9 protein-coding genes and 1 riboswitch are annotated in these 12,012 nt (G+C 36.7%); of the genes, 4 read left to right on the forward strand and 5 right to left on the reverse strand.

All coding sequences use genetic code 11. From position 1 onward, the window contains the following. Window positions 1–369 precede the first annotated feature (369 nt). Window positions 370–1,227, reverse strand: a complete 858-nt coding sequence (locus tag BN985_RS18095; RefSeq protein ID WP_042225370.1) for a formate/nitrite transporter family protein — start codon at window positions 1,225–1,227, stop codon at window positions 370–372. Between the two features lie 193 nt (window positions 1,228–1,420). After that, window positions 1,421–1,518: riboswitch (SAM riboswitch) on the forward strand. A gap of 137 nt (window positions 1,519–1,655) precedes the next feature. On the opposite strand from BN985_RS18095, the gene BN985_RS18100 reads away from it, so the two are divergent. The 3 genes from BN985_RS18100 to BN985_RS18110 all read left to right on the forward strand — a co-directional run bounded on the left by BN985_RS18100 (window position 1,656) and on the right by BN985_RS18110 (window position 5,125). Then, window positions 1,656–2,765 carry a 5-methyltetrahydropteroyltriglutamate--homocysteine S-methyltransferase gene (locus BN985_RS18100; protein WP_042225372.1) on the forward strand — a complete coding sequence of 370 codons (1,110 nt, stop codon included), beginning with the start codon at window positions 1,656–1,658 and terminating at the stop codon, window positions 2,763–2,765. Between the two features lie 84 nt (window positions 2,766–2,849). After that, window positions 2,850–3,959: a methionine biosynthesis PLP-dependent protein gene (locus BN985_RS18105; protein ID WP_042225373.1), complete on the forward strand. Its 1,110-nt coding sequence runs from the start codon at window positions 2,850–2,852 to the stop codon at window positions 3,957–3,959. Between the two features lie 329 nt (window positions 3,960–4,288). After that, window positions 4,289–5,125, forward strand: a complete 837-nt coding sequence (locus tag BN985_RS18110; RefSeq protein WP_232225620.1) for a sulfite exporter TauE/SafE family protein — start codon at window positions 4,289–4,291, stop codon at window positions 5,123–5,125. Window positions 5,126–5,215: 90 nt separating this feature from the next. Here the strand turns inward: BN985_RS18110 and BN985_RS18115 are convergent, their stop codons facing one another. The 4 genes from BN985_RS18115 to BN985_RS18130 form a co-directional block, all read right to left on the reverse strand. Continuing rightward, complete coding sequence (locus BN985_RS18115; protein ID WP_042225375.1) at window positions 5,216–6,103, reverse strand: LysR family transcriptional regulator; 888 nt, start codon at window positions 6,101–6,103, stop codon at window positions 5,216–5,218. Between the two features lie 378 nt (window positions 6,104–6,481). Continuing rightward, window positions 6,482–6,928, reverse strand: coding sequence for a DUF4385 domain-containing protein (locus BN985_RS18120; protein ID WP_042225376.1), 447 nt, complete (start codon window positions 6,926–6,928; stop codon window positions 6,482–6,484). Window positions 6,929–7,106: 178 nt separating this feature from the next. Then, window positions 7,107–10,370 carry an ABC transporter permease gene (locus tag BN985_RS18125; protein ID WP_052360753.1) on the reverse strand — a complete coding sequence of 1,088 codons (3,264 nt, stop codon included), beginning with the start codon at window positions 10,368–10,370 and terminating at the stop codon, window positions 7,107–7,109. After that, window positions 10,367–11,056: an ABC transporter ATP-binding protein gene (locus BN985_RS18130; protein WP_042225377.1), complete on the reverse strand. Its 690-nt coding sequence runs from the start codon at window positions 11,054–11,056 to the stop codon at window positions 10,367–10,369. The genes BN985_RS18125 and BN985_RS18130 overlap by 4 nt, the downstream gene beginning before the upstream one ends. Before the next feature lie 471 nt (window positions 11,057–11,527). On the opposite strand from BN985_RS18130, the gene BN985_RS18135 reads away from it, so the two are divergent. Beyond that, window positions 11,528–11,896: a thiol-disulfide oxidoreductase DCC family protein gene (locus BN985_RS18135; protein ID WP_042225378.1), complete on the forward strand. Its 369-nt coding sequence runs from the start codon at window positions 11,528–11,530 to the stop codon at window positions 11,894–11,896. Window positions 11,897–12,012: the final 116 nt, after the last annotated feature.

A 12,012-nucleotide genomic window follows, 5' to 3' on the forward strand; every position in this document is an offset into this window, starting at 1 on the left:
TGTTGGAGATTTTCTTTCGCAAACATAGATGGACAAAAAGTAGCTTATGGTATCCTCGTTCAGCTTCTGCTAGCAGATCGAACAGAAGAAGTGAAAGGTATGCTCCCGTTTTACAAAAGCTTAGGATTTCCGGTAGATGTTAAAGATTTTTATACATTACCTAAGAATTAGAAGAACTTTCAAATTAGCTGATTAGATAACAAAAAGCCACTTGCATAGATAGCAAGTGGCTTTTTGTTATGAAATAAACTTTATAGCCATCAGGTTTCCTTTCAGATTTAAGTTTAGAAACACAAATTATCTTCTGCAACACGTGCTCAATCCAAAACCAAACGATCTCTATGTCGATGGTATTCAGGAGATCCTATCTTAACTACTTCGCATCTCTTTCCGAAATGCATATAAGAACAATAACGAAATAAATATGGCCCCGCCAATAATATTTCCAATACTTGCAGGGATTAGATTAAGTAATATATATTCGTGCCATGCATAGTTGTCAGATGTAAAAATCCCTAAACTGAAGTATCCCATATTGGCGGCACTGTGTTGGAAATTACCAGCGACAAACAGAATGACAGGTAGAGCTGTACCTAAAATTTTTCCAACCACGTCTCTAGCCGCTGTCGTTAAAAATGTAGCCATGCCAATAAGCCAATTGGCAAGAATACCTGACAGCAATACTTGAAACCAGCCTACCCAACCATTTTCAGCAAATTGCATTTTATGAGACAGCACAGTTTCAATTTCTTTCGAGAATTCAGGTGTCAAAGAGTTTGACATAATGACTAATAGAGCAACAAACAACGCACCAACAAGGTTTCCAACATAAGCTACGGCCCAAAATTTTACGAATTTATGTTTTTGCCAATATGACCTTTGTAAATATGATGTTGGTAAAAGGACGTTTACTTCAGTAAACAATACAGACTGTGACATAAATACCATAAGATATCCTGCTGTAAAACCGAGACCCTGCAGAATATAAGTCAGCCCTTTCGCATCAACACCGATAGCAAGCAATATAGAAAAAACAGCACCAAAGGTCATAAACGACCCTGCCTTTAAAGAGAGCACGAACCTGGAGGGTGTATTTGTATCAAGGTGTTCTTTTCCTTTATCACTAAACGATTGCATAATTTGAGTAGGAAATAAAAATTGTCTTTCTGGAATCTCTTGGGTATTACTTGTCTGGTTTGACGATTCCTGGTTACCATTATCCGCCATCAATATCCTCCTATTTGTATAAGTTCTTTGTTGAAGCATAGAGTTATGTAACCCACTACTTTAGTAGGTACCCGAATGAAGTAGTGTTTAAGCCATTTTTGTAACGCCTTTTACTTATAAATGTTTAAAACCTCTTGACATTTTAATTCTACAGCTGTAGTATATTGACTAATCAAAAAATTTCATACGATTTTTCTTATCCAGAGAGGTGGAGGGACTGGCCCATTGAAACCTCAGCAACAGACATTTGTACTGTGCTAATTCCAGAAGCGTTAAGCTTGGAGATAAGAAGAGAAAATTTTTTACGTATCCAACCCTCTTCTTATTTGTTAAGAAGGGGGTTTTTTGTTGGTTACATAAAATTGGTACTTTCATTACTAATTTAGTTGATTAAGTTTATAAAACAAAACGAAAGTAGGAGATTTAACATGTCAATTACCTTAACAAAAGCACCTTTTAAAGCCGATCAAGTAGGAAGTTTACTACGCCCAGAGAGTATACACAAAGCAAGAAAATCATTTAAAGATGGGGAAATTACGGCTGCTCAATTGCGTGAAATAGAAACAAAAGAAATTAAACGTATTGTTGATAAGCAAATTGAAATTGGCTTAAATGCCGTGACGGATGGCGAGTTTAGACGCAGATTTTGGCACACTGATTTCTTAGAGCACCTGAACGGGATAGAGGGATATGTTCCAGAGGTAGGATATGTTTTTAACGGTAATGAGGAAACAGAAAGATATAATGTTCGTAATAATGGTAAGGTTTCCTTTAATCCCGATCATCCATTCATTAAAGATTTCATTGAATTTAATGAAATTGTCGACGGGCGCGCAGTTGCGAAACAAACAATCCCTAGCCCTAACCAACTCTTTAATCAGGGAATAATTAACGAAGAAATTTATCCCGACATTGATGAATATGCCAATGATGTCATCCAAACATACCGTGATGCATTACAAGCTTTTTACGAAGCTGGGGTTCGCTATCTACAATTTGATGATGTTTATATTGCTGGACTTTCTTCACCAGATATTCCATTTAATGAGGGGAAATATTCAAGGGAAAAACTTATTAATCTCGCACTACGCGTTGTTAATGAAGTATTGGAAGGCAAACCAGAGGATTTAGTGGTGACCACTCATTTATGTCGTGGAAACTATCGATCCAATTGGGCATTTGAAGGAAGCTATGAATTAATCTCCTCCACCTTGTTTGCCAAGGAGAAAGTGGACGGATTCTTCTTGGAATATGATGATGAACGTTCCGGTGATTTCAAACCACTTGACCATATTCCAAACGGCGGACCCCAGGTTATTCTTGGTCTTATCACCTCCAAAAGTGGTGAGCTAGAGGACAGAGAATCAATTAAAGCACGTATCAAAGAGGCATCCCAATATGTTCCATTAGATCAACTATGCTTGAGCACCCAATGTGGATTTGCGTCAACTCACCATGGCAATAAATTAACGGAAGAAGATCAGTGGAATAAGCTTAAATATATCGTTGAGATCAGTAAAGAGGTTTGGGGCTCGTAATTTAAATAGGAGAAGAGGAATGTATTAAATTCCTCTTCTTCCATCCATTCAGACTTCTACTTATCTCGATGAAAGGACGATTACATGACTAGGAGACACGTTGAGACACAACTGGTGCAGCTTGGCAATCATAGCGACCCAAAAACCGGAGCAGTAAACCCGCCAATTTATTTATCAACAGCATATCAGCATCAAGGGCTGAACATGACCACTGGATATGACTATACGCGTACAAAAAATCCAACTCGAACCATTCTTGAAGAAGGCATTGCAGAGTTGGAAGCTGGAGAGAGCGGGTATGCGTGCAGTTCTGGCATGGCTGCCATCCAATTAGTCTTATCTCTTTTCCGTTCAGGGGATGAATTAATTGCACCAGAAGATATTTATGGAGGGACATACCGTTTATTGCAGCATTATGCCGATGCCTATCATATCCGAACTACTTACTCAGAGTTTAATAATCCTGATGAAACTGCCCAATTTATAACAGAAAATACAAAGGCATTATTTATCGAAACACCAACAAATCCGCTCATGCAAAAAATCGACATTAAAGAATACGCGGCACTTGCCAAGAAACACAACCTATTATTAATTGTCGATAATACGTTTTTAACTCCTTATCTACAGCGACCGTTAGAATTGGGTGCTGACATCGTTGTCCATAGTGCAACCAAATACATTGGCGGGCACAATGATGTCCTGGCTGGGTTGGTTGTTGCAAAAGGAGCTACGATTTGTGAAAAACTGTCCGAGTTACATAATGCCTCTGGTGCTGTCCTGTCTCCATTTGACTCATGGTTATTGATCAGAGGTTTAAAAACCCTAGCATTAAGGATGAAACAGCATGAGAAAAACGCTAAAAAAGTTGCCAATTATTTGTCAAACGAACCAAAGGTAACGGATGTACTCTACCCAGGTAATGGGGGGATGCTTTCATTTCGCCTGAAAGAAAGTAAATGGATTGGTACTTTTTTGGAAAATTTGGAGTTAATCACCTTTGCCGAAAGTTTAGGTGGAATTGAAAGCTTTATAACCTATCCAGCTACACAGACCCATGCTGACATTCCAGTTGAAGAACGAACACGCAGGGGCATTTGTGATCGCCTATTGCGATTTTCGGTAGGTATTGAAGAGGCGGAAGATATAATTGGAGATTTAAAGCAGGTGTTTTCTACTTTAGTAGAGACTTAAAATAAAAGCCCTTAAACAATTCATTGAACTGTTTAGAGGGCTTTTTTAATAGTTTGTTTTATACAGTACAGAAAAGTGGAAGGTGTGCTAATGTCACTTTGCTTATCGGTCCTTCTCCACCTGCAGGAATCCTTCAATGTTTTCCGTTCCCATTCAAAACTCTAAAATAAAACGAGGAGATAACCGCAAATTTAGTGAAATATGATATTTCGTTTGAACTCTTTCATTTATTTAACTTGTAAGAAAAATAAACCTTCATAACCTTTTGCTATACCCTATAAAAAATAGTTATTATTTTTATAAGGGAATTATTGATAAGATGAAATCTAATGGAAATATACTTTTTTTCTAGATTAGATTATACATCGGAGATGATTATTATTTTTATTCTGTATTTTGCAATTGGTATTATTGCTTCAACTCTGGGTGCCATTGCTGGCCTTGGTGGTGGAGTAATCATAAAGCCCGTTTTAGACTTGGTTGGCCACTTTGATTTACCTACAATTGGCGTATTATCCGCCGCAACTGTGTTATCAATGGCAACTATCTCTTTACTAAAAGCAAGAAAAAAAGAAATTAAGGTCGATAAAGCAACCAGTTTAACCATTGCATGTGGGTCTATATTTGGAGGTATTGTTGGAAAAGCAATATTTAACATCATTGCCATTTCATTAAACATCCCTAAAACAACAGCAATTATCCAATCGACAATACTGGCTATTCTACTTTCATTTATATATATTTACTTTAAAAGAAAGCACAAATTAAAATCACACGTAATTAAAAATAAGATGATTATCTTTGCAGTTGGATTTTCACTCGGATTTCTTTCTGCATTTCTTGGAATTGGGGGCGGCCCTCTAAATGTCGCTGTTTTATGTCTGTTTTTCTCCATGACAGCAAAAAATGCCGGTATAAATTCAATTTTTATAATATTTTTCTCCCAATTATCTGCTCTCTTACTTATAGCATTTACTACCGGATTTGCAGATTACGACTTGTTTATGCTTTTCTTTATGATACCTGGTGGAATAATAGGTGGATTAATTGGTTCACACTACGTTACTAAGCTAACAAATTTACAAGTAGAAAAAGTATTTAATATAACTGTGCTTATTATCATTTTTATAAATTTATATAATATTATTAGATTTTTGATTTCATAATCCACTTATTATCTGCATGAATATTTATAATCTTCATGCAGATCCCCCTCTAATTACTACTCACTTTAGATTCTATAGATATCAACTGGCTTAAGCTTTATCTTGTAAAAATGAATAAAAATGTGACTGAGCACTCTTCTTAAACCTACGTTCCTTTTGGACAATCCAAAGATCCCTTATAAGGCTGAAATTCTTTATTTTTACCTCTTTTAACACATTGAATTTTAATTCTTTAGTAACCACTATTCTTGGCAAAATACTTATACCTAAATCCGCTTCCACTGCACTTTTAATAGATTGCATACTACCAAGTTCCATCGCATTTTCGATTTGCTCAATGCTAATATACTTACTTAATTCATTTTCTACTAATAGCCTCGTACCAGAGTCCTTCTCTCTCCAAATCATTTTCTCTTGTAACAAATCTTTAATATCAATCTCATGCTTACTCCCCAAGCGATGATTAAAGGATGTCACCAAAATTAATTCATCCGTACCAAATTTTTGAATTTTATACTTTGAACTAGTTACTTCGCTCTCGACTAAAGCAATATCGATCTCGTTTTCAGCCAATTTCGATAACATATATGGTGTATTCCCAATTGATAAACTAAATTTAATATCTTTATGAGCATTTTTAAAGTTTCTCAGTAGACCTGGCAACAAATATTCTCCAATTGTTTGGCTGGCCCCTACATTTAATACATTGTCATTTATGCCCATTAACTCTTGGATAGCGTCAAAAGACGTATTGTCACTCTCCACAATTTCTTTGGCATAAGGGTATAGGATTTTACCGGCTTCGGATAAAATCAGCTTGCCATCTAATCGATGAAATAAAACTGTATTATATCTATTTTCTAGTTGGCGAATTTGCCTTGTAACTGCTGGTTGAGAAACAAACCCTATACGTGCAGCCTCACTTACACTTCCCTCGTCGACAACACGACAAAACATTCGTAGACTTTCTATGTTCATCTCTCTAATCCTTTCCGGAGCATTCTCTTAACTTACTATATTGTAATTATATTCAAAAACCAAATATAATTGAAGGCTATAACAGTATTGGGAACCGTTTTCAACATTTGGGATAAATAAAGAGAGCTTTTAAGTAAATTCTTTGGCAGTAAAGTCAGTAGTTGACTTCTTTAATAATACATAGTAAACATTGTGCTTCTGGTTTAGAATTTGAAGACTTTAACACATATTTAACCTGAGTTACTGTTTAGTGAATCGCGTTAGAAAAGGTTAGGTTTGAGCTGACCACATAATAGTGACAATCCATAATTTGCAATCTCCTATTTATCCACAACTTGAGCAGTCTTTCCTGAGAGAGTTGAAATTCATGCCTTGCCTTTACCCATATTTCTTCTGGTGTTCTTTTTTTAACTTGAGATAATCCCTGTCCTCTCGCACTAGCTTCCATTTTTCCTGAAAAATGGCGGCCGACTCTGCCTTCTCAGGGTCAATCTGTCTCTCGTTTACGTTGCCATTTTCGTCATATTTCTTCCCGCCTTTATAATTTGTGTACCGGCGGGCACGTGTATATCCCATCTGGAGAAATTTCCTTGCCATATCCATACCGACTAAATCTTCTTTATCTTTATAATCAAGAAACATCTGATAGATTTTATTGGAAGACGCCTTCGCAATCTCAGGTGTCTTAAACCGCCAATGCTTTAGTATTTCGCTCTTATAAGGCTCCACCAGCAGCACACCTTGTTCTCCCCTACCAACCCTATACAATTCAGGATTCTTACGAAAATCTATTTTATCAAAGTCTAAATCATAGTCGAAAGCCATATATGTCACCCTTTTTTCTTAGGGTTTACCCATGGGTAGCTTTTTGTATGCATACTTCATAACAATAATGAATGGTATATCTCTTAGGTCAAAATTCAACATCTATATTTCCCAGTTATTCATCATCCGTGCACCCCATTGAGGAAGAGTGCATCTAAGTAAAATGATTCACTATTATTCAATCAAACCTAACCATAATCCCATTTCCTACTGTCCCATTTTTTAATAGTAATCCGTAATCTTCAACACTATCAGGAACTGTAAATTCTATAACTGCATGTAATTTCCCGTCATGTATACCATGTAGCAATCTTTCATTTTCCCATCCTTCTGCCTCAATTACTCTTAAGCTAACTGGTTTATATGGTTCTTCTCCATCGAGAATTGAAAAATGGATCTTAGGTCTCATATCATAAGTCATTGTATCACGTACCTCAAATGTAAACTCTATCGCAATATTCTTCATCCCTGCTTCAGGTTTAGGCAAACTACTTTCCACTTCTTTTGCTTCATAAAATAGGATTCCGCCATAGCCTGTGCTTTCACTTGTTTCTTCTGTATTAAACTCAAACAAATAATCACTTGGTTCCTCATGAGCGTTTTCTAGTTCATCTCCATCAGTTGTTGGATTTGAATTATCAATCTTCTCCACATTTCCTTCCGTTGGATTAAAAGCTTGTTCTACTTCTACATCTGATTTTGCATTTTCAATATTAGGTGCAACCTGTACCATTGTAAATATGAACGATCCTACTAATAACACTGATATTGAAATTACCGCCCATTTTAATCGTTTATCGACAGCTTCCCGATTCGAGATATTCCCTCCAATACCTTGGTTTGGCACCATTCGCACTGCTCTTTCTGCTGGAAAAATTGTACCGATTACACCAATAAGAATTGGAATTAATCCAGTTGCTAATATAAACCCTATTTCCTCTACAGGAAAGGCAGCATATAATGTCCAAATTATAATCAATGCAATGATTAGTCCAATTAGCGCAGCAAATAAACCACTAAAGACTCCTTCTACTAGTATCAACCTGCGAATACTCCACCTTTTCCATCCTAATGATTGGAGCAAAGAAATCTCTTCTCTTCGTTCTGAAATGTTCTGCCACATAATCTCAGCAGTAGTTAAAATAGCTATAATTAAGGAAACAACAATTGCAACATAATGTGCTGGTCCTATCTCTAAAGCGACATATTCCCCAAGCAGTGAAGTGTACATAATTCCTCTTAATCTAAAGGTGATGTATAGGAATACGGCTAAGAGGGCGGTTGGTAAAGAAATCGAGATAACAGATAGAAGGCTCCTCTTCCATTTCCCAATAAAATGATTAAATGCCATCCGATTAATTCCTTTAGCTTGGAACAGTCGCTTACTACTGGCGGATATTTCTCCTGAACGCATCGCCTCATAAGGTAAAATATTTCTAGTCATTATCATTGGAATAATGGAACCAAGCAAATAGACAATTAGTCCAAATAAACCAGTCCACAAAAAACGATCAAAAGATATCATTGCCGCACTCGATACATACACAAATCCGAGCATTGTCCAAGAAATGAATGCTACAAAAAGCCCAATGATACTAGATTCTAAGAATAATAACTTGTTCAGTTGACTTGGTCGCCACCCAATTGATAAGAGAACAGCAAATTCTTTCCGCCTTGCTAACAAATTAACAATTCCTGAAGCCCAAACATATATAATGGCTACCGCGATAACACTAGCTACAATACCAGAGAAACCTATTTTTGTTTCTTTAAAAATAGAAATAGAGGAACCAATATTCACCCAAGGCTGCTGAATCCAACCGATACTACTTTTATCGTTTAATCCGGGAATATATGTCAATGCTAACTGTGGCGAGGAGCCTAATGTAATATCCGTAATGAGTCCCGTTCTATTCTCAATCTCACCTGCTACTTGCTCTAATATATCTTGACTCTCTTCACTTAAGTCGGCAACTCCGGATACCTTAATTCGAATTGCTGAAATAGGGTCATCTCCTAATATCTTTTCAGCTGCTTCAATAGTTGTTAACATTCCAGGGGGATCAGTTAAAAAGCTGTAGGGGTCACCTGTTGGCTTCATCTGTTTAGATGGATTCATGGGGTTGCCATCTGAATCCATAACCAACTCAGCAGCAGCGGGGCGGTATGTTTCCATTGGCAATTCGCTTGTCGGATCTTTTGATATTTGTAGTTTGCTTGCATCATAAAATCCAATCCAATCTGGTTTAATACGCACCCGATCAATAAACTCTTCTTCGAGATATATCGGTTGTCTATAGGATTCTTGATTCCTGTATGCAATAGCAACTTCGTCTCCATTTTGAACGGGAACAACCTGATAAGAATACGGCCACCTATCAGCAAATGGACTAGCTACTTCTTGATATTCTATTGGACTTTGTTGAAAGAATATACTTGTTACCTTGTCTTGCTCTAGATTATCGGTTTGTTCTACTTTCTCCTCATTTTCCTCTTCTTCACTTAAAACAACTTTTCCCGTCTCCCAATCTACACCGGTCATTTCACTAATAAACTCGTGAAAGGTTTCTTCTCCAGTAACGGAGAATGTATATATGATTTCACCTTCAACCGTATCTAAATATTCTTCCCCTCCATTTTCTTTTACTTTTTCCATAACTTCATTTGCATTATCTTCTGTAATATCAATATTGAGACGCTCAAAATTAATCGCGTCTATTTTATCTACATATGATTGTTGGTTTACAATAATCGGAAATTCATGATGCCCACCATTGATTTCATTATAAAAATACCCATCTGAATCCTCAAAATATCTACTGGATCCTAGTGATAAGATGGCTTCGTCAACTCCGACTAGTTTTGCTTCTTGTTCTGGATTTACCCCAGCCAACAACGAAAAAGAATTAACCGTCAAATCCGGGTTTGGACTTCCAACACCATATTCAGGTCCTTTATTCATGTTATTCCAGATATCCGTTACAAAATAAGTAGAACCACTAACTGTTTCTTCACCTATTCCGTTGTCAACGGAAGTCTCCATCACCTTTCTATAAATACCATCCTTAGGCAATTGGGCATCTCCGAAGTTCACGCTATAGTCAGCATAGCCAATCATCGCAATTGGGGCTGCTATTTCAACACCAGGTATATTCTTAATCGCTTCATACTGTTCAAGGCTAATACCTCCGCTCAGACCACTTAAATAATTCGGTTCTAATAACTTCTTATCCTCCGTTATGCTGCGACTTCCTTCTGGACGTACAACTATGTCATAAGAAGCTGACCAGCGCTGTTGCAAGTTATCTACGATTGTACCTTTATTCGTTTCAGAAAGTCCTATTAAATACGTCAGACCAGCACTCACTATAAAGGCACCAATAAGAAGCAAAATAAACCGATCTTTCCGTCTCCACCAATTTTGCCAAATAAAGCGAATCATGGTGCTAAACTCACCTTATCAGAAAGTACGACGCTGTCCTTCATTGAAATAATACGATTTGCTTTTGAGGCCAATGCTGGATCATGGGTTACGAATAAAATCCCACAACCTTCCACTTCATTTAACTCTTTTAATAAACTGTATATCCTTTCACCCGTTTCGGTATCGAGGTTTCCGGTAGGTTCATCCGCTAGTAACCAGCTCGGTTTATGTATGATTGCGCGGGCAATGGCAACTCGTTGTTGTTGGCCTCCAGATAATTGCGATGGAAGCGCACCCATTTTATCAGAGAGTCCAACTTGTTTAAGTACTTCTTTCGCCCGCTCTAATTTATTGTACGGAACTTTTCGGGAAAACAATGGGGTAAGGACATTTTCTAATGAGGTCAATGTGGGAAGAAGATGAAATTGTTGAAAGATAAAACCGATCTCTTGGAAGCGAAAATCTGCAATTTTATTCTTACTTTTACTTAATATTTCTTCAGTATCATATGTTATAGTTCCCTTACTCGGCTTATCGAGTGTTCCAATAAGACTTAATAAGGTAGATTTCCCAGAACCTGATGAACCAATAATAGCAGTGAATTCTCCTTTGTTAAATGACAAATTAACGTTATTTATTGCTACGGTTTTTGTTCCATCACCTTCAAACTCCTTCGTAAGGTTCTCGCACGCTATAACGTTCATACAATCATCCCCCCGATTAAATTGATGACACATTTCTAATAATAATAGAATGGCAACTTGCAGGTTTTTTAAGTGCATACAGTCACAATTGACAATTATATTCAACTATGTAAAACAGCTACACGTGAAAGCGTTTTACAATGTATATTCTATATTATGTAATGAAAATTGTAAATAATAGGAATATTACTATAAGGGTATTTCCTTGTTGGGATTCATTCAAAATATTATAAAGTGAAATATAATTAAGAAGGTGTTATCAGGGGAATATACAAATCAACAGATCGAATAATTCACATTCAGATAGCACTTTATTTACTCTAGTAAAAAGAGGATTATGATATGATGGGGGCATTAAAGCAAAGGGAATATTAATGAGAGATGGATTCAGTAAAACTAGGAATTTTTTATGATCTCTGTACTACAATTTAAAATAGAAAAAACATATTAAACAGAAGGGAGAAAAATCGTTTGAATAAACATATTGTATTTTTCGATGCTGAATGCCCTTTATGCCGTACAGCGAAGGAGGTGCTGAAAAGACTGGACTGGAATGACACCATTTTCTGGTACCCTGTTCAGGAAGTAAGTGAATCAATAAAAGAGAGAGTCAATAACTATAAAAATATGTATGATGAAATCTATATGTATACAAAAGACAAACGGGTTCTGACAGGATTTAATACTGTCCGCAAGATTCTTTCTGTACTGCCAGCCACTACCCCATTAGCTTTATTACTCTATCTACCGTTCGCCCAAAATATTGGTAATCCTGCGTACCGTTTTATTTCAACTCGTCGTTATAAATGGTTTGGGAGAGTACCATATAAGAAGCCGTGACTGGCATTCGGAGCAAAACGAGGCAATGTTAGAATACGTGAAAAAGACCTGGTTATCCCAAACCTTCACCAATATCTTTCCCAGTTACTATTAATAATTTCCCCTCATAATCTGTT

It is taken from the genome of Oceanobacillus manasiensis (genome assembly GCF_000724085.1).
Classification (GTDB): domain Bacteria; phylum Bacillota; class Bacilli; order Bacillales; family Amphibacillaceae; genus Oceanobacillus_B; species Oceanobacillus_B manasiensis.